General features: G+C 34.4%; 26 protein-coding genes and 3 pseudogenes. 8 read left to right on the top strand and 21 right to left on the bottom strand.

Translation table 11 applies throughout. The features are described from left to right. Positions 1 to 124: 124 nt before the first annotated feature. The 4 genes from BAU28_RS17470 to BAU28_RS17455 all read left to right on the top strand — a co-directional run bounded on the left by BAU28_RS17470 (position 125) and on the right by BAU28_RS17455 (position 3,695). A complete protein-coding gene (locus BAU28_RS17470) occupies positions 125 to 1,786 on the top strand; it encodes a sigma-54 interaction domain-containing protein (RefSeq protein WP_071719324.1) in 1,662 nt (553 codons plus the stop codon). 75 nt (positions 1,787 to 1,861) lie between these two features. Further along, positions 1,862 to 2,134, top strand: coding sequence for a (2Fe-2S)-binding protein (locus BAU28_RS17465; protein WP_071719323.1), 273 nt, complete (start codon positions 1,862 to 1,864; stop codon positions 2,132 to 2,134). Continuing rightward, positions 2,131 to 2,463, top strand: a complete 333-nt coding sequence (locus BAU28_RS17460; RefSeq protein WP_025148574.1) for a (2Fe-2S)-binding protein — start codon at positions 2,131 to 2,133, stop codon at positions 2,461 to 2,463. The genes BAU28_RS17465 and BAU28_RS17460 overlap by 4 nt, the downstream gene beginning before the upstream one ends. Beyond that, positions 2,460 to 3,695, top strand: coding sequence for an NAD(P)/FAD-dependent oxidoreductase (locus BAU28_RS17455; RefSeq protein ID WP_071719322.1), 1,236 nt, complete (start codon positions 2,460 to 2,462; stop codon positions 3,693 to 3,695). The genes BAU28_RS17460 and BAU28_RS17455 overlap by 4 nt, the downstream gene beginning before the upstream one ends. A 108-nt stretch (positions 3,696 to 3,803) precedes the next feature. On the opposite strand, the gene BAU28_RS30980 is transcribed toward BAU28_RS17455, so the two are convergent. The 4 genes from BAU28_RS30980 to BAU28_RS17435 form a co-directional block, all read right to left on the bottom strand. Continuing rightward, a complete protein-coding gene (locus BAU28_RS30980) occupies positions 3,804 to 4,277 on the bottom strand; it encodes a hypothetical protein (RefSeq protein WP_071719321.1) in 474 nt (157 codons plus the stop codon). A gap of 39 nt (positions 4,278 to 4,316) precedes the next feature. Next, complete coding sequence (locus BAU28_RS17445) at positions 4,317 to 4,835, bottom strand: DUF6609 family protein (protein ID WP_071719320.1); 519 nt, start codon at positions 4,833 to 4,835, stop codon at positions 4,317 to 4,319. A gap of 398 nt (positions 4,836 to 5,233) precedes the next feature. Beyond that, complete coding sequence (locus tag BAU28_RS17440; protein ID WP_071719319.1) at positions 5,234 to 5,542, bottom strand: YxcD family protein; 309 nt, start codon at positions 5,540 to 5,542, stop codon at positions 5,234 to 5,236. Beyond that, positions 5,530 to 5,979 (bottom strand): hypothetical protein, encoded by a 450-nt coding sequence (locus BAU28_RS17435; protein WP_002172319.1) that lies wholly within the window; start codon positions 5,977 to 5,979, stop codon positions 5,530 to 5,532. Before BAU28_RS17435 ends, BAU28_RS17440 begins: the two co-directional genes overlap by 13 nt. Positions 5,980 to 6,236: 257 nt before the next feature. Between BAU28_RS17435 and BAU28_RS17430 the strand changes: the two genes are divergently transcribed. Beyond that, entirely contained in the window at positions 6,237 to 7,001 is a 765-nt protein-coding gene (locus BAU28_RS17430) for a DUF1836 domain-containing protein (RefSeq protein WP_000447229.1), read from the top strand. 35 nt (positions 7,002 to 7,036) lie between these two features. Here the strand turns inward: BAU28_RS17430 and BAU28_RS17425 are convergent, their stop codons facing one another. Next, positions 7,037 to 7,534, bottom strand: a complete 498-nt coding sequence (locus BAU28_RS17425) for a GNAT family N-acetyltransferase (RefSeq protein ID WP_071719318.1) — start codon at positions 7,532 to 7,534, stop codon at positions 7,037 to 7,039. Between the two features lie 38 nt (positions 7,535 to 7,572). Beyond that, a pseudogene (locus tag BAU28_RS30975) lies at positions 7,573 to 7,740 on the bottom strand (HD domain-containing protein); the annotation flags it as partial. Between the two features lie 281 nt (positions 7,741 to 8,021). On the opposite strand from BAU28_RS30975, the gene uptA reads away from it, so the two are divergent. Next, a complete protein-coding gene (uptA, locus tag BAU28_RS17415) occupies positions 8,022 to 8,627 on the top strand; it encodes an undecaprenyl phosphate transporter UptA (protein ID WP_071719317.1) in 606 nt (201 codons plus the stop codon). 26 nt (positions 8,628 to 8,653) lie between these two features. On the opposite strand, the pseudogene BAU28_RS17410 reads toward uptA, so the two are convergent. Beyond that, positions 8,654 to 9,152 (bottom strand): annotated as a pseudogene (locus BAU28_RS17410) (DinB family protein). 145 nt (positions 9,153 to 9,297) lie between these two features. Between BAU28_RS17410 and BAU28_RS17405 the strand changes: the two are divergent. Further along, positions 9,298 to 9,522 carry a hypothetical protein gene (locus BAU28_RS17405; RefSeq protein ID WP_071719315.1) on the top strand — a complete coding sequence of 75 codons (225 nt, stop codon included), beginning with the start codon at positions 9,298 to 9,300 and terminating at the stop codon, positions 9,520 to 9,522. Positions 9,523 to 9,570: 48 nt separating this feature from the next. On the opposite strand, the gene dltD is transcribed toward BAU28_RS17405, so the two are convergent. The 8 genes from dltD to BAU28_RS17365 form a co-directional block, all read right to left on the bottom strand. Next, on the bottom strand, positions 9,571 to 10,752 hold the full coding sequence (gene dltD, locus BAU28_RS17400; protein ID WP_071719314.1) for a D-alanyl-lipoteichoic acid biosynthesis protein DltD: 1,182 nt from the start codon (positions 10,750 to 10,752) through the stop codon (positions 9,571 to 9,573). A gap of 269 nt (positions 10,753 to 11,021) precedes the next feature. Further along, positions 11,022 to 11,555 (bottom strand): GNAT family N-acetyltransferase, encoded by a 534-nt coding sequence (locus BAU28_RS17395; protein WP_071719313.1) that lies wholly within the window; start codon positions 11,553 to 11,555, stop codon positions 11,022 to 11,024. A 113-nt stretch (positions 11,556 to 11,668) separates the two neighbouring features. Further along, positions 11,669 to 13,291, bottom strand: coding sequence for a peptide ABC transporter substrate-binding protein (locus tag BAU28_RS17390; protein WP_071719312.1), 1,623 nt, complete (start codon positions 13,289 to 13,291; stop codon positions 11,669 to 11,671). Positions 13,292 to 13,310: 19 nt separating this feature from the next. Then, positions 13,311 to 14,312 (bottom strand): C40 family peptidase, encoded by a 1,002-nt coding sequence (locus BAU28_RS17385; protein ID WP_071719311.1) that lies wholly within the window; start codon positions 14,310 to 14,312, stop codon positions 13,311 to 13,313. A gap of 39 nt (positions 14,313 to 14,351) precedes the next feature. After that, on the bottom strand, positions 14,352 to 15,404 hold the full coding sequence (locus tag BAU28_RS17380; RefSeq protein ID WP_071719310.1) for a dipeptide epimerase: 1,053 nt from the start codon (positions 15,402 to 15,404) through the stop codon (positions 14,352 to 14,354). A gap of 68 nt (positions 15,405 to 15,472) precedes the next feature. Beyond that, positions 15,473 to 15,799, bottom strand: a complete 327-nt coding sequence (locus BAU28_RS17375) for a DUF3870 domain-containing protein (RefSeq protein ID WP_002012954.1) — start codon at positions 15,797 to 15,799, stop codon at positions 15,473 to 15,475. A gap of 88 nt (positions 15,800 to 15,887) precedes the next feature. Continuing rightward, positions 15,888 to 16,160 carry a hypothetical protein gene (locus BAU28_RS31440; protein WP_071719309.1) on the bottom strand — a complete coding sequence of 91 codons (273 nt, stop codon included), beginning with the start codon at positions 16,158 to 16,160 and terminating at the stop codon, positions 15,888 to 15,890. Continuing rightward, positions 16,099 to 16,455: an FtsB family cell division protein gene (locus BAU28_RS17365; RefSeq protein WP_071719308.1), complete on the bottom strand. Its 357-nt coding sequence runs from the start codon at positions 16,453 to 16,455 to the stop codon at positions 16,099 to 16,101. Before BAU28_RS17365 ends, BAU28_RS31440 begins: the two co-directional genes overlap by 62 nt. Positions 16,456 to 16,741: 286 nt before the next feature. Between BAU28_RS17365 and BAU28_RS17360 the strand changes: the two genes are divergently transcribed. Further along, on the top strand, positions 16,742 to 17,668 hold the full coding sequence (locus BAU28_RS17360) for an aldo/keto reductase (protein ID WP_071719307.1): 927 nt from the start codon (positions 16,742 to 16,744) through the stop codon (positions 17,666 to 17,668). Positions 17,669 to 17,716: 48 nt separating this feature from the next. Here BAU28_RS17360 and BAU28_RS17355 read toward each other — a convergent pair whose 3' ends face one another. The 6 genes and pseudogenes from BAU28_RS17355 to BAU28_RS17325 form a co-directional block, all read right to left on the bottom strand. Then, on the bottom strand, positions 17,717 to 18,313 hold the full coding sequence (locus BAU28_RS17355; RefSeq protein ID WP_071719306.1) for a DJ-1/PfpI family protein: 597 nt from the start codon (positions 18,311 to 18,313) through the stop codon (positions 17,717 to 17,719). After that, positions 18,310 to 18,801 carry an ankyrin repeat domain-containing protein gene (locus BAU28_RS17350; protein WP_048371064.1) on the bottom strand — a complete coding sequence of 164 codons (492 nt, stop codon included), beginning with the start codon at positions 18,799 to 18,801 and terminating at the stop codon, positions 18,310 to 18,312. The genes BAU28_RS17355 and BAU28_RS17350 overlap by 4 nt, the downstream gene beginning before the upstream one ends. Positions 18,802 to 19,185: 384 nt before the next feature. Beyond that, entirely contained in the window at positions 19,186 to 19,416 is a 231-nt protein-coding gene (locus BAU28_RS17345) for a hypothetical protein (RefSeq protein ID WP_071719305.1), read from the bottom strand. Positions 19,417 to 19,583: 167 nt separating this feature from the next. Next, positions 19,584 to 20,084 (bottom strand): invasion protein, encoded by a 501-nt coding sequence (locus tag BAU28_RS17340; protein ID WP_071719304.1) that lies wholly within the window; start codon positions 20,082 to 20,084, stop codon positions 19,584 to 19,586. A 578-nt stretch (positions 20,085 to 20,662) separates the two neighbouring features. Then, positions 20,663 to 20,926 (bottom strand): hypothetical protein, encoded by a 264-nt coding sequence (locus BAU28_RS17330; protein ID WP_025150904.1) that lies wholly within the window; start codon positions 20,924 to 20,926, stop codon positions 20,663 to 20,665. A gap of 143 nt (positions 20,927 to 21,069) precedes the next feature. After that, positions 21,070 to 21,504: pseudogene (locus BAU28_RS17325) on the bottom strand (shikimate kinase); the annotation flags it as partial. Between the last annotated feature and the right edge of the window lie 23 nt (positions 21,505 to 21,527).

The following is a 21,527-nucleotide window of genomic DNA, read 5'->3' as shown; positions in this document are numbered from 1 at the left end:
ACTCTACATACAGAAATATTTATATGAAATAATTTTTATTTGTAAAAATATTTTAAATTTATCGTAAATAGGTGTATTATTTTTTTATCACTGTCTAAATTTTTATACATAACAGGAGGGCACTATGGCATTTTCATTTCCAACAATAAAAGAGTTTATAAAAATTTTGTCAATTGATCGTACAAGTATCGTTAAGCACATGAAACAGGAAGGTGAAAAATTTTATTACATCCCTTCATCTACTGAAGAATGGCGTTGCGCAGTTATATATGAAGAGGACTCTTTCACTGCTTTAATCGACGCATTTTCTCATGAACCAGCCGTTGTCATTATTAACGAAAACCAAGAACCTATATGCTGTATAACTGCTCAGCAAACGATTCCTTTTCTTTATAAGTACTACAATGAACTACAAGCTTTTTATAACACTGTTATTCAAACGTCGGATTCTTCTGTTACAGTCATCGACGATAAAGAATGCGTTCGTACTTGGACAGATGGTGCTGAGAAAATCTTTTCAGTCAACCAGAATGAAATTATCGGACAACCCATCACTCGTTTTTTTGATTATAAAGATTTAGAAATTTTACATTCATTACATGACGGAAAAAGTATAATCGCTCAGTTCCATCAGCCTCGCCCTGATTTATTCGTTTTAATTAATTCAAATCCTGTTTATTGTAACGATGAAATTATCGGAGCAGTCGTTTCTGAAACGGATGTTACAAATCAAGTTGTATTGAATGAAAAATTATTTAATATGTCGCATGAAATGCACCGTTTAGAACAAGAAGTAGCAAAATATAAAGATACATCTGACCCTTTCCATGCGATGAATGGAAAAAGCCCTGTCATACAAAGAACGATTCAATTAGCTAGAAAGGTTTGTTCTGTGAAATCTACAGTTTTAATACTTGGCGAAAGTGGTGTTGGAAAAGAAGTATTTGCGAAGGCAATACATGAGGCGAGCGAAACAGCAAATGCCCCTTTCATTTCGATTAACTGCGGTGCAATTCCAGAAGCGTTATTTGAAAGTGAATTATTCGGTTACGAACGAGGAGCGTTTTCTGGTGCGAATAGTAAAGGTAAGAAAGGTAAAATAGAGCTTGCACAAGGCGGTACTTTATTCCTCGATGAAATAGGCGAAATGCCGCTCGATATGCAAGTGAAACTTTTACGTGTACTGCAAGAACGAAAGTATTACCGAGTTGGTGGAGAAAAAGAAATAAATATAGATTTCCGCATCATCGCTGCTACAAACCGTGATTTACAAGAAGAAATGAGGAAAGGAACTTTCCGAGAAGATTTATACTATCGCTTAAATGTAGTTAGCTTGCATATTCCACCACTGCGTGAAAGACGAGAAGATATTATCGAATTAACGTACTCCTTCTTAAACGATTTTTCAATAAACTATAACAGACCAGTTCGCGACTTACCTTCAAGCACTATGCATGAGTTGCTTCATTACAATTGGCCAGGGAATATCCGTGAGCTCCGCAACGTAGTTGAAAGACTCGTCGTATTTGCGTCAGACGGCATTATAAAACAAGAATATTTACCGTTTCATACAAATGATACTTCAGAGAACCAAACGTCTCATTCCCTATTACTCAGCAACAATAACACGATTCTTTCATTACAAGAAGAGATGGATGAGCACGAGAAAAAGGTAATTGAAAGAGCTTTACGCATTTTAGATGGTAATAAATTAGAATGTGCGAAACAACTTGGGGTAACGAGAGCCACATTATATAACCGTTTAAAAAAACTTGGGTTACAATAATCCACCACCCCTCCTCTATATTGGCATAGTTTTTGCATCATAATTAGTGCAAACCGAACTAGAGGAGGAATACATATGACGAATAAAGAGAACTTAATTGTTTGTCGTTGTGAAGAAGTTACATACGGACAACTACAAACAACAATTGCTGAATATAAATGCTCGGCAAGAGAATTAAAACTACGAACACGTGCTGGCATGGGATTTTGTGGTGGCCGTACATGTAGAATGATGATAGATCGAATGATTGAAAGTACAAACCCTGACATAACTCCTAATGAAATTCCATTAAAATATCAGCCACCAATACGTGCAGTTACTTTCGGAGCGGTAGGTGAAAATCAATGAGTAGAATTACACATCACCCTATTTTAGGTAGTTTAAATAATAGTCAGCGCATCACTTTTCAATTTAACGGTCAACAATACGAAGCATATGAACATGAAACGATAGCGGCTGCTTTACTAGCAAACGGAATACGAACGTTAAGAGTCCATGAAGATAGTGGAACGCCGCGAGGTATTTATTGTAATATCGGGCATTGTTCTGAATGCCGAGTGACGGTAAACAATCAAACGAACGTACGAGCGTGCTTAACTGTTGTAGAAAACGATATGGTTGTTGAAAGCGGAAAACAGCATCCAAATATCGTAAGAGAGATGGTGAAAAAGCGATGAGCGATGTAATTATTATTGGCGCAGGGCCGGCGGGATTATCAGCTTCCATCTCTTGTGCACGTTTTGGACTTAACGTACTTGTTATTGATGAATTTATGAAACCTGGCGGACGATTATTAGGACAGTTACACCAAGAGCCTACTGGAGATTGGTGGAACGGAATAGAAGAATCGAAACGTCTTCATGAAGAAGCAAAATCACTTTCAGTCGAAATTCGATGTGGTGTTTCCGTCTATAATTTAGATAAAGATGAAAGTTGTTGGTTCGTACATACAAATATCGGTACGTTAGAAGCGCCGTTTGTACTTATTGCTACTGGGGCTGCGGAGTATTCTATTCCCCTACCTGGCTGGACACTTCCAGGGGTTATGTCAATTGGAGCAGCTCAAGTTATGACAAATGTTCACCGAGTTCAAGTTGGTAAAAATGGAATCATTATCGGTGCTAACATTTTGTCATTCGCCATTTTAAACGAATTGCAACTAGCTGGAATTACAGTGGATCACATTGTACTTCCAGAAAAAAGCGAGTTAAGCCAAAAAGCTGGTGAACCAGAGGAAGTTTTGAACTCCCTTTTAAATGCAGCTCACCTCGCTCCGTCCGCTTTCCTACGCATAGGTAGCCGTTTTATGAAATATGATTGGATTCGAAAAGCTGGATTAACCTTCTATCCAAATAACGGGATGAAAATAAACGGAACACCACTTCATCTCCGAAAAGCTGCACTTGAAATTATCGGTACAGATCAAGTTGAAGGTGTACGTGTTGCTAACATTGACTCTAAAGGAAATATTATTAACGGATCAGAAAAGATATATGAGGCAGACTTCGTTTGTATTGCCGGAGGTCTATATCCGCTTGCCGAGCTTGCCGCTATAGCGGGATGCCCTTTCCATTACATTCCGGAATTAGGCGGACATGTTCCACTTCATTCAGAAGAAATGGAAACCCCTCTTCCAGGTTTATTTGTAGCTGGAAATATTACCGGAATTGAAAGCGGAAAAATCGCGATGGCGCAAGGAAATGTCGCTGGATATTCAATTGTAAAACAAGCTAATAGAAATTCCAATTCGGTTGAACAACACTTGAAACAAGCAATTCAAAACGTCCACACTGTACGTCAACAAGCAGCAATTCAGTTTAATCCGCTGGTTGATGTTGGTAGACGGAAAATGAATGAGATTTGGCGTGATTTTCAATCATTTGAAGAAAAGCAACAAATGAAAGCGTGAAAAACTAGTTTATAAAAAAAGCGGTGGATTCATTTCCACCGCTTTTTTTATAATTTTTAGTACTACACCTAGTATTTCTGTTACGTCAATTACAGGAACCAAAAGTAATTATCTATTTTTCATTCCGACTAAAACTTTCGATATCGCCATCCATAAATTCACAAACATTACAACTCCGCAAATATTAGCGACAACTACATACAGTCCTATAAATTGGTTTTCAAAGCGGAACAACGGAGTGTAATAAATGGCCATTATTAAGGCTATAACCATGGAAAACAGAAGCAGTTTTTTCCTAGTTATCATATAAATACAATACAAAAACGTATAATAAGCCCAGAATTGCGCAGCATACCATGCATGAGATAGTCGAATACCTGTTTTCGTATGCAAAGTTGTTAAAACCAGTATGCATATTACAAGTACTGCAATTAATGGCGCGATTCTAACAAATTGCAAAAGATTTATTATAAAGCGTTTTTTTGTACTGAGATGATTTACTTCATATTTAAACATCTGTTTCGTTATATAATGAACAAAAAATATTAATCCTACACTAATAACTAACATAAAAAATATCATTACTATGCCTTCTTTTCTGAAATTTTTATCAACTATATTTTAAAAATCAATAGGACTTAACCTAATAAAAATTACACCAAATAAAATTTTCATTAAACCATCTACTACAAAAAAGACATCTAGATTTACGTTAGTAATGATTAATCCTATGGATGCATTGATTATTAAAATAACGGACAGCAAAAACATAATCTTCCCATGTACTGGAATAAACGGTATAAAGTGAATACCTACTGCTAAAAGAATTAATAGCCAACAACTTCTATAATCATCACCACCAAAATGAAAAGCGAGAAAAACTAAAATAGCCAATATAATTATTGAAAAATTAGCCCACTTTTTTTGTTCCGGTGTTCCAGAACCAACCGCCAATCTCCTCCTAGTTTTAGGGCTCAATTGCCATATCATTCCTAATATATAAACAATAATAAAAGGCCACACATTTGGATATCCGTTATGTTTTATTAAAAGTAAGAACATTGCTATTCCAGCAATTATTAGCCAAATTCCATTAATCTTTTGCCTAGGATATTTATAAGTCTGTGTTTGTGTTTCCATGTTCCGCTCTCCCCATCTGGATATTTCTAATATTCACAATTGATATACTCCCTTTTCAAGAACCTCTAAAAGGAAATTCAGCTAAATTCACACCATCATTCATCTACCTCGCTTTGAATAACAAAGTATAAGATTCCTAAAACATCATATCAAATATAATTGCAATTCCTTTGTCGTAATTGGTCGAATAGATAAATAATAGTCGTTTTACGTCAGAAAAACCATTCTTTCATGAAATTTACGATTTATTTGGAGAGCTAACCTTGGACTAGATAGTTAAAATGATGCAAATACTAAATTGAAAATACATGAAATACTGGATTTTATCCTAATAGAAGAAACATACTAACAATATGAATCAAAATAAAAACTGTTAGAGCATACAGCTCTAACAGTTTTTATTTTGATTCATTATTAAATTTCGCTAATGCGTAAATGCCTTCTTCATCATCTAATTCAAGTTGCAATCTTGCTGCAAATGAATTGACGTTATATTCTCGGTCAAGCAACAAGCGTAGTGCTTCGATTAAGTTTGCTTGAATTAATATTTGCTTGCGACCATTTACCTCTACTTCAGCAGAGAAACCGTAGTCGTCATCATACATTAGTTCAACTAAAACTTCTTCTGGTCCAACTTGTCTTTTTTCAGCGATATATACACAAAGTGCATTTATAAGCTCTTGTTCCGAAATTTTTATTGTTTCCATGCTACTTCATCCGCCTTTTTCTTACGTTGGTCTTTGAAGTATTTAAATGCACGAACTGCTAACATTACGATACCAGCCATTACTAACATATTTACCATAAACGCTAATACAGAACCAAGAGCTCCCATATTTGCAAATAAGCTACCCATTAGTAAACCACCAAGACCACCTAGTAATAAACCTTTCATAAAGCTTCCTTTATTACTTTTTGGCGCTGTGTTTGTTGCTTTTGTTTTTGAATCAGTTGTTGTTTTTTGTGAATTTACATTAGAATCTTTTTTGTTTAAATCAACTTTTGACTTTTGACCTGAACTTGGTGTATATGATTTTTTACCAGATTTGTAACTTTTCGCTGCCGCATGATCTACGAACATAAAGCTACTAGCCCCAAAGATAACCATGAATGCTGTCATTACTGCTACAAGTTTTTTCAACATATTATATCCATTCTCCTTTTATATAGATATATGTGAAATCTATCTTTCTTGTAAATTTAGAATGATAGATTTATTTTAAAACCATTTTAAAGGTTCTTATGAACTTATTATATGAACTTTTGTCGAAATATGCAAGCATTATTTACTTACGACAATTTCATAACATAGGAAAAATTAAGCAAAACGGAATTGACTTTAAATGAAACAAAACATATTATAAGTTCATAAGAACTTTTTATACTTTTGGAGGTGAAAAGATGGAAACATTTCATCTCACACGAAACGAAATGGCAACGCTACTTCTATCACTAAGAGGATGGAATACGAAAAAGCCTCTCGGTATTTTACAAGAAGCTTGGGCAAAGTCACATAAAAAAGATATTGAAAGCGGACAAAGCGTCACTGCTTTTATTACAACCGCACTTTCACCTATTTTTGAAAAACTGATTAAGATTGACGATACGGACGTCGGTTTTTCTTTAAACGAAATAGTTGCGCTTGGCAATCAGATTGAAAACACGAGTTTCTCTGTAACTGCTATGCAAAACTGGGTGAAACGAGATATAAAAGAAATGATTGGCTCCCCTCAAAAAGGGAAGAAATATTCAATCGAACAAGCAGCCTTACTATTCATTGTTGAAGATTTAAAAACAGCGCTTGATTTTGAATCTATTCGTAAACTATTACGACTTATCGTAAATGACCCGGCCGATCGAAGTGACGATTTAATTAACCCTGTTCATTTATATGTTGCTTATTCCTCTTTATTTGAAGAACTAAATCAAGGGAATTGCATACAACTAAATGCTACAGATACAATTCATACGATTGAAAATATTGTAAAAGAAAAAGCTGATAAAATCGCAAGTAAGTTCGATCAAATAAATAACGAACAACGCGAAGCAATTCGTAACGCTATTATTATCGCTACACTCTCTGTACATACCGCATATGTACAAATGCTTGCGAAGCGATATGTGACAGCAACTTTGTTTTTACAAAATTTAGATGTGAAACCGTAAAAAATAGGAGCAGAAGTGCTCCTGTTTTTTAATTTCTATACTATTTTACCCTCCTTAACTCTTTGCATCTCATACATTTTCAAATGATTCTCTACATACGATTCAGTCTTTTTGAACCCAGCTTTCTCATAACATCGAATTGCCCTCTTATTATCTTCCCTAACTTGCAATACAACCGCTTGTATATCAGGGTCTAAAAATGATTTAGTGATAAAATAATTTGTAATCTCTGTTCCAAGCCCTTTTGAATATAAATTTGAGACGCCAATCAAGATTGAGTACACCATCACATATATATCGTCATTTCTCTTCTTTTTTAATCCAACTCTCCCTATTACTTTATCCTCTACTACGATCACATGATAACTTGCATAAGATCGGGACAGTTTTTCAGTCCAATACTTTCGAAGTTCTTCTATTGTATATCGTTTGAATGGTTTCACGTCCGCAATGTCATGTAATTCTTCGTCGTTATACCATTCTAAGATAATTGGTAAATCATCCATTTCTAATAAACGTTCATGCCAATCCATATTTTCACCTCATCTACTTTTCAAATTACTACACCTAATTAAATTGAATACGCGTATTCTTTTATTGGCAAATTCACTATGTCTTGAATGTAAAGTGATCGTTCTATAATATCTTCTAACCGACCATTCCTATGAACATAAATACCACCAACGTATGAACTATAAGCCTTCTTTTCAGTTATTACCGCCAAAGTACCATTTCCCTTTTAAAATTCAACACTTACATTATTATACAAAACTTTCAGTCTACTACCTCCTTTCCTTCTCTTTAAATATGAGAAATTTTTAATACTTTTTTCATTATCTCTTCATGAAAACTCAATTTATATCGTTTACTATAAATACAAGGAAAAAATACGAGACATAAAAAAGTATTTAAATGGAAATATGTTCATTAAATAAGGTATAATTTGCATATAGTGAACTTTTTATGTTGTTAAATAAAAAGAACTTCCCCCTAAAAATTTATGAACTAGAAGGTGCAACAATGTTAAGTAGTTTTATTCATTCAGTATTAACGTTTTTTGAAGGATTAGGTTATTGGGGCATTATGCTTGGACTTATGATTGAGATTATTCCAAGTGAAATTGTCCTTGCTTATGCGGGATACTTAGTATCAACTGGAAGTATCTCATTTGTAGGCGCAGTTATATTCGGTACCATTGGCGGAATCATTGCCCAAGTCTTTATTTATTGGATTGGACGATATGGTGGTCGCCCTGTCTTAGAACGTTATGGGAAGTATATTTTCATTCATAAAAAACAAATTGATGCTGCTGAAGATTGGTTTAATCGTTACGGAACTGGCGTAATTTTCACTGCACGTTTCATTCCTGTCGTTCGTCATGCAATTTCAATTCCTGCTGGGATTACAAAAATGCCAATTTCACGTTTCATTACTTTAACAGGACTTGCGATTATTCCTTGGTCTATCATTTTCATTTATTTAGGTGAAAAACTTGGAGAAAACTGGGGTAATATAAATGACGTTGCCGGACCATATGTGAAATCTTTCGCTATTGGCGGGGTTGTTCTTATTATTTTATATTTCGCGATAAAAATATGGTTAAAAAAACGTAAAAACCTTGCTTAAAATTCTAAGTAAAAACCGCTATACATTCAATTAGAATTATAGCGGTTTTTATTGTAGACACCATTTTTTTAGAAATTGTATAATTTCTTCTTTATGTTTTAAATCATGTTGAATGAGTGATGAAAAATAATCGTTTAATCTCACTCTTTTCGTGCCGAATTGATAGTCATCATTAAAATTCCGGGCAGGAATTTGGTTAATTTGATCAACTAATTGTTTACGAGTGAATATAAACTGATCTATTAATTCTTCTTTAGAAATACCAGACCTCGCATATCTCATTGCACTCTTGTTCATTTCTTTCACATCCGTTGGAACATCAGGTACATATTGCGAGCTTATAAAGTACAACATTCTATACTTCATTAAAAACTCATCCCAAACTATAAAATGTGAAATCACATCCGCAGTTCCCCATGAACCATTTTTAAATGATTGAAACCATATATCATCAGATATACCCTTCAATGTTTGGCACCATTCTATTAGGCTTAGCTTTTCTTCCAGAATCCTTTCTTTCTCCATAATTCACTCCTCTTCCACACTTATAATTCATTCATATTAATGACTTCTAGATATTTCATTAAAACCCTCCAGTTTAAGATGTACATGGATAAGTTACAATTCATTTGTAACTTCGTATAGTAACTCAAAAAGGAGCGATTTCCCTATGCATTGGCAGCAAAAAGTATCATACTTAATTGGTCGCCCTGTTGGTATTTCTCCCATTAATGGGCAAGGGACTTCCGGTGTTTTATGCGGCGTACAAGATAGTCAATTATTTGTTTACGAATACCTTTACCAAGCTCAGTTCGCCATGAAACATTATGACTTTAGACAAATTCAAGATATACATGCCTTTCCAAATTGCCCACATCAAAATCATTTATATTAAAAAAACAGGAACGGCTTTATCGCCATTCCTGTTTCCATTGTTTATACATTATTTTTCAGAGTAAAATTTCTGCACTGCTTCATCAAAATAGATCCAGCCTTTCCAGCCTAAATGAATTGTATCTTTTAAGAAATACTTATCATATTCATGGCTAGAAAAATCGACTACTGGGTATCCGGCTTTCTCGACTTGCTCGCGAACCTTATTATAATACACATCACGGCGTTCTTTTGGGAAACCAGCGTAATCATACCACGGTCCGTTTACAGGTACAGAAATAAAGAGTGGTTTTACATGTTTTTCTTTGAAAAGATCTAACACAATTTGTAAGTCATCATATTCTGGTGATTCATCATACGATTCATTTGCTCTAAAGTTTTTTAAAGCTTTTAACTTTTTCTTTAAATTATGTTTATAGTAATACGGATTTTCTATTCCGAATGTATTTGTTGTGGATTCCGCCTTACCTTCTTGTTCCGCTTGTTTACGTGCATCTTCCCAAGAAATTGAACGCAGTCCCGTATTTGTTTTCTCTTCCATTGGTTCGATCTTAAATAGAGAATTAAATAAATCTCTATGATCTAAAATATTCCGGTACATATATGCTAGCGGTTTAGCTAGTCCAGCTTTGACGTTATGTTTTGTATCGTCATATACAATACTTTCTAGCGAACTACTTAATATCGCATCTTTACGAACAACTTTATAATCTAGTAAACGTTTCGCAATTTTCTTCTTCATTTCAGGATTAATTTCATCATTAAAAATAAAATGATATGCTTGTTGTTTAGAAAAATTATTTGAAAAGTCTCCCTGTGATACACCCGTTTTTGTAAACCATTGTGGTGAAAGAACAAAGACTACTTTTTTACCTTCTAATTCATCCATTGTAGACGTCATATTTAAAATATGAGCCAAGCTTTGCGTACCGCCAGTTCCTATTAGAAATGGTGTAAAACCTGCAGGGTTTACTTTGAAATAATTAGACGGATGATATGCATCCATTCGTAAAAATTCTGATGAACCATACATCGGTAAATACTGCGAGTTCTCTAACATTTTCTGTTGTAGGAAAACACTTTGTAATTTCTCTTTTTGTAAGGAAGTTGCCGCATCTTCAACCTTTTTATCGCTAATAAGTGATACTAAACTTTTAGATGGGATAAGCACTACAATGAAAAAGAGTAAACACGCTAAAATAATTGGACCAAAAGCATGCTTCATTTTCATCGATTATTCCTCTTTCTATTACGAATAAATTGTAACCCTTGTTTTTGACACGCCATCATTTCTCTCCTTTTTCTATATACATGTTCCATTCTATTTATCTATTATTTACATGTATGTATTTCCTTCCTTCGCTCTATTAAGCCCTATAATTAAAGCGTAAGAAAATGTTTCCAAAGAAACATGTTAATTATACAAGATTCTACATAAATTTCACACTGGAATTTTAGTAATAATTTTATTTTTAAGCGATAAAAAAACATATAAAATGTCTATAACTCATTAGAATATGTACAGAGTTCAAAATAAGATAATAAGCGTCCACTATGGTCAACATCGAAAGTATATGTAAATCCTTGCTTCCGCAAAAGTTTCTTTGAATTCTCATTTGCTATTTTCACTCTAGCGATTATTCTTTTTAGATTCATCACCTCTGTTGCATATTGAATGGAAGCCTCTGCTGCTTCAATCGCATATCCATTCCCCCAATGCTCTGGGTCAAGAAGATACATAATTTCTATTTCCCCTGTTTCATCTACCTTTCTTAAACCACAATGTCCTAATAGCTGGCCTGTTTCATTTTTGAATAACAGCCATACACCAAAATCATACTGTTCCCAATGCAATATAAGTTGACTAATATACTCTTTAGTTTCGTCTAGTGACATACCTCTTGATTTAGCAAGCCATTTACCAACCGCTTCTTTCTTCAAAATATTATACAATTGATCAACATCTTCTAAATTTGGTCTTCTCATGGACAACCTTTTCGTACGCATTACTTTCCCCTCTACAAATACAGACATAATCCCCCTCCTAATACTGTTTACAGACTAGTAAATTATACCATGAACTACCATCCGGCTTTAACTAAAAAAAAAACAGACTATCAATACATGACATCTGTTTTTCTCTTACCTTATTTTTGTATGTCCGCCCATTTTAAGCTTGTTGCTGGACCAAATTGGTGAACATATAAATCTTTTACGTACGGTTTTTGTAAGTAAGATAGTCCGCGCTGGAATACTGGTGCAATTACTGCATCATCAAGAAGTACTTTTTCAGCATCTTGCATTGCTTTCCAACGAACTTTCTCATCATTACCTAATTCTGTTTTAATCTTCTTAATTAGCGCATCGTATTCTGGATTTGCATACCCTGTATTATTAACGGTACTTCCCGAAAGGAAAACTTCTAAGTATGTCATTGGATCTGGATAATCAGGTAGCCAGCGTGATAACGACATTTCATATTCTTTTTTCTTCTCTAACGCTAGTTTTTGAGTATGTGGTTGTAATTTCACATTTACTTTTAGCCCTGGTAAGTTTTTCTCAAGCTCTTCTTTAATATACTCTCCTACTTTTTTAAAGTTTTCTAAGTCATAGTTTAAGAATTCTAACGTTACTTCATTTGTTCCCGTCTCTTGCTTTGCTTTTTCCCAATATTCCTTTGCCTGTTTTACGTTCGTCTTATTAAACTCTCCAGCCGTATCTCTAAAATCTTTCTTATCTGGCCCCTTTAAAAATCCTTTCGGAACGTAGTAGTTCGCAGCTACCGAACCATCATTTAAAAACGAGGTTGCAAGTCCCTTCTTATCAAAAACTGTGCTAAGTGCAAGACGTGCGTTTTTATTTTTAAGAATCGGTACATTTTCATTGAAACGGAAGAAATACATAACTGGATCTGTATATTGTTTCAGTTCTTTATTATTTTTATATTTATCTACGAATTCTGTAGAAATGACAGCTCTATCTACCTTATCTGTTTCATATAAATTTACCGCAGTTAAAATTTCTTTAACAATTTGATAGTTTACTTCATCTAATTTCACTTCTTTTTTATCCCAATATTTATCGTTTTTCTTCATTGTAAAGCTCGCTTCGTGCTTCCACTCTGATAACGTAAACGGCCCATTATATATCGCTTTATTCGCCTCTAAGCCATATTTATCGCCTTGCTCCTTCGCAAACTTTTCATTTATTGGATAGAAAGACGGTAAAATTAATAGCTTTGTAAAATATGGTACTGGATGTTCTAACTCAACAACAAACGTTTTATCATCTTTTGCTATCACACCTAATTCTTCTAATCCTAATTGTTTCTTATTTATCTTTTCCGCATTTTTCACATCGTACGCAATATATGCATATTGAGAGGCTGTATCTGGATTAATAAGTTGCTTCCAAGCATATACGTAATCATGAGCTGTTACTGGATCACCGTTAGACCATTTCGCATCACGCAAGTGGAAGGTATATGTCTTTCCATCTTTACTCACTTCATATTTTTGTGCCCCAGCCTGAATCACTTCATCATTTTTCGATAAACGGAATAATCCTTCCATAACATTGTTTAAAACATTAAACGAAACTGCATCTGTTACTTTCCCTGAATTCAATGACGGAATTTCACCCGTTTCTAATAATTGTAATACTTTCTTCTCATCTTTCGGCTTTGTAACTGTTTTTTCTTTCGCACAGCCTACTAAAAATGAAGAGACAAGTAGAGTACTAACTAATGAATAGCGAACAACCTTTTTCATATAAAGCCCCCTATCTTTTTCAAGGTAAGTAACGACGAGCACCAGCGTATTCTTCTATATATCCTAGTTTATTTAGCGGAATAATTTCTACCGATCTTTCAGCTCTTGGTGAATGAATCATATTGCCATCACCAATATACATTCCAACGTGATGAACACTACCTTTTCCTTGATCATGTGCGAAGAATATTAAATCTCCCTTTTGAAGATTTTCCTTATCAACTGCGATTCCTGCTTTTGACTGTGGCCCCGAATCTCGCGGGATTGTAATACCATGCGATTTATATATCGTATGAGTAAATCCTGAGCAATCAAAGCCAAACCCACTTGTACCAGCCCATATATACGGTAATCCTAAAAACATCTTACCGGTGTTTATTAGATCATCAGCTGTTGGCGTAGGAATATCATTTTGAGAACGGTGAACAGTTCCATCTTTCTTGCGTAACCACGCCTTCTGACCATTTGGTAATAGTACGCGGTACGAAATAGTATCTTCACTTAAAAGTGGTAACCGCGTATTATAACTTACCTCAAGTGATTTATGTTTTTCAAAAGGATTTATATATAAAATAGCTGTCGGTTTTGTAATTAAAACGAAGGGCTGTCCTGCCTTATCTGCAAATTCTTGATTATACGCTAATTGTTTTTCAGGCATCCATCCGGGGTACCCTTCCTCATTTCGCGGCGTTGGCTGTCCATGCACTAGCACTTTCACCCAATCACCTCGTTTATCAATTACAGTTACTTCTTGACCGAGTAACGCTTGCGTTTCTAATTTATTTGCGTTTGTTAACCAAAGTTTCTCATCTAGTGTCATTGATTTCGTCCACTTCCATAAATCAACAGGATTACTTGCACTAGGTGCATCAATTGGCCGAAGTGAATCGGGTGCAGTCCATAACGTTGCAGCCGATACGTCTATATACGCTTTATTTTCTTTCCTCTCTTCAGCGTTCGCCGCTGTAAACGATGAAAAAATAAATAATGTTGTTAATAATGCAGTCCCCGCTTTTTTCATACATATCCCCCTTAAAAGATAGTTTGCTAGACACTACTTCTAAGACTTTATATTCACTGCAGAATGCAGGTTTACCTTTGGACCTGTGTAAGTCATTCCTTCTGGTTCTTCTACTAACCATAATGGTGCATCAAGATCAAAGTAATGAATATTCGGATGAGCCGCAGCTAAATGCGACACAGCGCTAACTGAAAGTGAAGATTCCATCATACTTCCAACCATACATTTTACACCAGCTGTTTCTGCAATATCCGCAATTCGCCAGGCTTCTCGTATACCGCCACATTTCATTAATTTAATATTAAGTAAGTCTGCATATCCTCCTTGGACGAGCTTTAACGCATCCCTTGCTGAAAAGATGCTTTCATCTGCCATAATAGGCGTTTGTACATTATCTTTCACGTATTTTAATCCATCCCAATCTTTCGCATGAACAGGTTGTTCTACAAATTCTATATTTAAATTTCTATTCTCCATTTCTTTAATGATTGAAACCGCTTCTTTCGGATTCCATCCTTGATTTGCATCTAAACGTAACGTCGTATTTTTTGGCACTACATTTCGAATTGCCTCAATGCGTTCCAGATCTAAATGTGCCTCTTTACCAACTTTAATTTTTAATGTTTGGAATCCTTTTTCTATATGCTTTTTCGCCTCTTTTGCCATTAATAATGGTTCATCCACACTTACAGTAATATCCGTATAAATCTCTTTCTTTCCACCTAGTAATGCGTATATAGGTATACTATGAAATTGACAGTACAAATCGTATAAAGCCATATCTACCGCTGCTTTCGCACTTGTATTTCCTACGCAGCTCATTTGAATTTGTAACAATAACGTTTGAAATTGCAGTATGTCTCTATCAACTAATGCGGAACGAATTGATCCTAATATTGCCTCCTCAATCCCGCTGGCGAAATCACCAGTAATAACTGGTGTTGCTGCCGCAGCTCCTTTTCCAATAATCCCTTCATCTGTATGAATAAACACATCTATACTTTCAATTTCCGTTACGGTACGAAGCGCTGTTTTAAACGGTGTATGAAGCTTTACACGTCTACGATTTACTTTTACATCGATAATTTTCATTTTGTTCATCCTTTCGTTGTCCAACAAAAAAATCCAGCCATAAGAAGATTCTTACGGCTGGATTTTGTCTATGAATGTGTAGACAAAGCAGCAATCTGATTATATTTTTTCTGCGCATCTTTTAGCGCTACAAGTAGCGCCTTTTGAGACGAACCGAAATATCGATTTTTTATTTCTGTTACTAACGCTGGGTCATTAATATTTTTATGTAGAAACAAATATTTAACAAATTGAGATGTTAATGCAATTGTCGCTGAGCAATCTGCATCTACAATTTCCCCTGTATCCTTCTCAAGAACAAATGCTACAAAATAACTTTTGAACTTTTCGGTAATGGGATTATTTTGAGGTGCTTTCGCATCCCCTACGACATAAATTGTATTTGATGCGTACACAGCTATCTTCCTTTCTTATACGAGGATAACGGTTTTCTTAGCAGGCGTATGAGCTATTAACTCAACGTTGATTAAAAAATATATCCGCTTACCTTGTATTATATACAATTGACAGAATTTTAACAATATTTATTCCGACATATATTCCATAATTATGAAAATCTCTTAAAACAATTGGAAATGGCTCACACTCCTCATTTTTACAATATGTCATCACTCCTTGTACCATGACATTCATACAACAAACTCCTTCATTCATACATAAAAAACAGTTAGCTATCGCTAACTGTTCCACCACTTCACTTCGGCAATACGAATATTGTTTCGTTTGACTTAGAAAATTGATACTCTTTTCTCGCAAACTTTAATATCTCTTCTTCATTATCGGTTAAATTCTCAATGTTAGTCTTTAAAGAACCTTGATCTTTCTCTAAAGAAACTAATTGTTTCTTTTGATTCGTAATTGTATCTTTTTTTTCATTTATTATTTCTTGCTGTTTCGTTAAAATATATTGAACGTACAAAGTAGTTGCAGCGATAAAAATGAACATGAAAATAAAACGCCTTAACTTCTTCTTATTTATTGCTCGGTTGGCATTAGGCTGTGATAGTTGCTCTGGTATATTAGGAATATTTACTCTTTTGAGTTTCCTCATTTTCAAATCCCCCTAACCCATATTTTTCACTGCCATCGGCACGATCTTATTAACTTAAATTCTATTCTTATAAAATAAGCTCCTTCACAAAAAAATCTCATAAATTAACCAATTAGAGATAGCGTTCGACGACATTTCCCTATTCAAAATGAAAATTTTTATTTATGCTGCAATAAAATAGTAGTTTATGTTATTCTTTTTCCTCTATTGTAGAAAACATTTTCACACACATTCATCCTCCCCTTTGCATACCGATGTTATAACATGCTTACAAGGAGGAAAAATGATGCACTACCGTACATTAGGTAAAACCGGAATTACCGTTTCAGAAATTGGCTTTGGAGCGTGGGCGATTGGTGGTGATGAATGGGGGCCCGTTAACGATTCACAATCTATAACCGCTATGAAAAAAGCAATCGAATGCGGTGTGAATTTTATTGATACTGCTGATGTATATGGACTAGGTCATAGTGAAAAATTAGTAGCACAGGCAATAAAAGACTACCGTAATAATATCGTTTTATCAACGAAAGGCGGACTCATTGGGCATCACTATGATCCAAATGGAGAGCCTGTTTATAATACAGCTGAAAAAGTAATCGCGGTATTTGACACTAGTTTACTGCGCCTCCAAACAGACTATATAGATGTTTATTTCTGTCACATTTGGTGGGATAAACAAGAAGAAACAGAGGCATTTTTACGCGCATTTGAAATATTAAAACGGGACGGAAAAGTAAGAGCTGTAGGTGTTTCAACTCATGACCTACAATATATAAAACACTTCAATAAACACGATGCAATTGATGTTGTGCAACTTGATTACAACATATTAAACCGAAAACCAGAAAACGACATACTGCCATACCTAAAAGAGAATAATTTAGGAGCTGTTATACGCGGTCCTTTAAAAATGGGGATATTAACTGGAAAATTCACAAACGCAACAACTTTTCCTGATGGAGATTTACGCAAAGAATGGCCAAAAGAAACTTGGTTTCAAGAAGATTTACAAAAAGTAGAGAAACTACGATTACTCTCAAATGAAAATCAAACCTTAGGGCAACTTGCACTTCGTTATGTCCTCACTCATCCAGCGGTATCGGTCGCAATTCCTGGTGCAAAAACAGAAAAGCAAGCGAAAGAAAACGCAGGTGCGTCAACTCGTCCCCTTTTTACAGATGAAGAGTTAACATATATTCGTTCACTATAGAACAAGACCAACTGCTGGAAATACCCAGCAGCTGGTCTTGTTTTACTTTTAATATTTTAAACCAATATCGTATTCCATTCTTTTCGCAGTTTCTTCAGCAATCCGAGCACCCAACAAATTTTTCACAATGTGAAATGACATGTTAATTCCGGCCGAAATTCCGCCAGACGTAATAATGTGCCCCTCATCGACAAACTTTACATTCTCTAATACTTCCACATTCGGAAAATCATTTCTAAAATTTTCAATACTTGCCCAATGTGTTGTCGCTTTGAAGCCGTCGAGTAATCCAGCTTTCGCAAGTAAAAGCGCACCGGTACAAACAGAAGTCATTAACTTTACTTCTTTCATTTGCTGACGGATCCAATTTATTATTATTTCATTTTTCATTTCGTTTTCTCTAGCACCTAACCCACCAGGAATAATTAAAATATCAACTGGAGGTAAGTCTTCGATACTATAATCTGGTTGTACCTTTAATCCATTTCTCGCTGTAATCATTTCTCCATCTTGACTAACAGTATGAACTGTAAATGGTTGACCTTCACTTGTTGCTGTAACGGAAAAAACTTCAAATGGGCCCGCAAAATCTAACACTTCCACTTCATTAAAAAGAAAAACCCCTACATTCCAGTGGCTAATCATAGGCTCACTTCCTCTTGCAAATGATGTAATAGAGATTCATGCCCTTTTTCTAAAGCAATATCATATGCGGTTTTCCCATCATTTTTCTTAATCATTTTATTAGCACCCTTTTCAAGAAGTAATATAATGATTTCTTCATTTCCTAATAACGCTGCTTCATGCAGTCCTGTCCAACCACCACTTTGCGCAGCATTCACATCTGATCCCTTTTCAATTAAGAAAGCTACAAGCTCGCTTTGCTTATTCGCAATTGCTGCTTGAAGTGGTGTATTTTCATTTTCGTTTTTTGCTCTAATATGTATATCCGCTCCCTGTTCTAAAAGGAAACTTGCAATTTCTTTCTGTCCAAAATAAGCAGCTAAATGAAGCGGTGTCCATCCATCTTCACTATATGAATTTACAATACTTTGATCCGAGTTTATTATCTCCACTACTTTTTCTTTTTCCCCGCTTATAACAGCTTGTGATATTAATATGATTTGTTCCATAATGAGCCTCCACTTATAAAGATATTAAGTATTCTTTATATAATTTCTATTAATAATCACATGTTCCTTTCAAAATATATAAGTTTACATAATAATATTATTTTTGTAATTTGTTATACCAATAAAAAAACAATCCCTCAAACGAATGGATTGTTTTTGAATTTCATTTTTATAATCACTTGAAAATTGCATCATTTTTACTTATAACAAATTAGCATTAATAAAAATGAAATGAAATTATACATTTAGCAGTCATGAACTCTTTGCATATCGAAACCGATTTTCACTTAAATCAAAAGTTTTTAATCATTCGAAAACAAAAATACAATTTACCCTTACGTTTGAAAAACACATATGTAGCAAACTTCTATAACAGTACTCTTATTATACTAATCTATAACAATTCTGCCTTCTTCCCTTACCGGTATCTTTTAATACATAAGACTTTATAACGAGCGCTGTTAGTGAATCCGTTAATGTTTTATATGATAAATTCGAAAGAGCTAATAGATCGTTCGTATATAACATTCTATGCTTCTCTAATAATAATAGTACTAATCGTTCTGACGGTTTTAATGTTTCATCACTTTCTAGTATAAAATCTATATTTTTCATATTCCCTACATCTTACTCCTTATATAAAAAAATGATTTTAGTAATTATTTAATATAAAAATACTACACAACAAATTCGAAGGTATATTAAAATAACACATCCCTCAAACACTATTATACTATAACATAAAAAAGACATTTCCCCAAATTGGAAATGCCTTTTTATATCTATTTCTCTTTTTTATATAATTGATAAGATTGTTCTAGCCCTTTATTATATTTCGTATTATTATCTGTCCATTCTCCTCCTAAATTTCCTGGCCATCCTGATGTATTAGCAACATATTTAAGTAAATCCCAATCCTTCAATCCTTTTTTCACACCGCGTTCATATGAATTAACCATGTTAGAGATTGCTATTGTTGCATTTATTTGCGAGTCCATTAAGCTCTCTTCTGACAATTGTGCTGGTGCTAAACCACCACGATGTAATTGGAATAATCCGAAAGATGTTCCATTGTCCCCTATCGCTTTTCGATTAAACTTTGTTTCATGATCAGCAATAGATAATGGTATCCAATCTGGAATACCATGCCTCTTTGCAACTTCACTAATTACTTGTTTATTATTTTTAATCTCTTTCTTCTTTTCATAGTTGGTATAAATTACATAAATTAAAGTAAATAATGTAAGTAATAAGAGTATATATTGTAGCGCTTTTTTCATCATTTCATCTCCTGCTTTGTGTATGTTTCACTATCTACATACACTATAAGACTTTTATGTGACATTCATTTGACGAAATGATATTAATCATACATAAGCAGTTACCTTTTTAACGAATTTACCGAAAGAATTCTCCTTCCTCAAGCGTGTGAAGTGCGCTAGCCCAACGGTAGGTGGGAGATGAATTTCGGTTTGGCATAGCCAAAAACTTTTGATAAACTAGCTATATGAAGTTCTTTGATAACTTGATATATAAGGTTGCAGGAAGAAAATAGAGTGCGAAAACCAAGCCATTCGGTTCCTGCGTAAAATATCAACCGTACCAAAAGAGCGTCCAAGCGTTGGACATCTAGGGTTGGAACACTCCAAAGTAACGCTCAGGGAGATGAAAGGTTGCTTTCGTCGTGGAACTGAGAAGCTCCCACTTCAAGCTTTGCTAAGTGGCGAGTAGTTCACCTATCGATCTAATAACTCAAGTTCTTCTAAAATCCCTTCAACAAATAAAAACGGTTCGTCTTTCATGCTCTAAACATGAATGGCTAACCGTTTTTCCAGTGTCTTCTTAATTAACATGCTCTACCTTAAATATTTATTGCAATATGCGGTTTGCTGTAATGACTCGTCCCACCGCCACCTACTACTACTTTACCGCCTTTTTCGAAGATTAATAATTTACTTGAACCATCTGAAAGAAGCACTATTACTTCAGCATGATCACTTGTAGCCTTGTAGATTACATAACCACTTTTTGAAATACAAGTTTCCCAATTCTCATCAAATTCTGATCTTACTACCCGATTAGAATACACTTGATTTTCAATTCTTCCTTGTTCTTCGTTTTCCAAATTTATTCACCCTAATTTCCTAAAGTGTCATTTACATTAAAATAGCAGTCCTATTTATAATAGTGACCGGCTTTAATATAAATAGTATATGTGGTTATTAGGAGAATGCTTGGACAATGAAAACGTAACAGCATTTATGTATTTTACAATCGAAATTTCTCCTTAATCATTAACGCTACTTCTTTCGCACTTAAATGAGTATTATTAATTTTTATATACTCTTCTTTTTTAATTTCACCATGAAGTGAGTTTAATCTATGTTTTTTCATCGTTTCTTTTAAATTTTTTTCAGACCATTCAATGTCTCTTTTTTTCGGTTTATGCTCTAGTCTATGTGGACTTTTATTACGCTCTAATCTTTCACCCAGTTCTGCTTCAAGTTCTACAAAATATACCGTTCCACCTTTGGACTCAAAGATACTTACTACATGTTGTATATAATCCCAATCAGATTGAAGATCCAATGCCCATACATATGTAAATATCATTCCAAAAAGGTTACTTTTAGATACTTCTTCAAATATTTCATTACGAAACAAACTTACTAACCTTTTTGCTTCATTTGTACTGTAATCAAAGTCACTCAATATAAAAGAGCTTA

It is taken from the genome of Bacillus paramycoides, from assembly GCF_001884235.1.
GTDB classification, from domain to species: Bacteria; Bacillota; Bacilli; order Bacillales; family Bacillaceae_G; genus Bacillus_A; species Bacillus_A paramycoides.
This window is presented reverse-complemented; position numbering and strand designations above follow the sequence as displayed.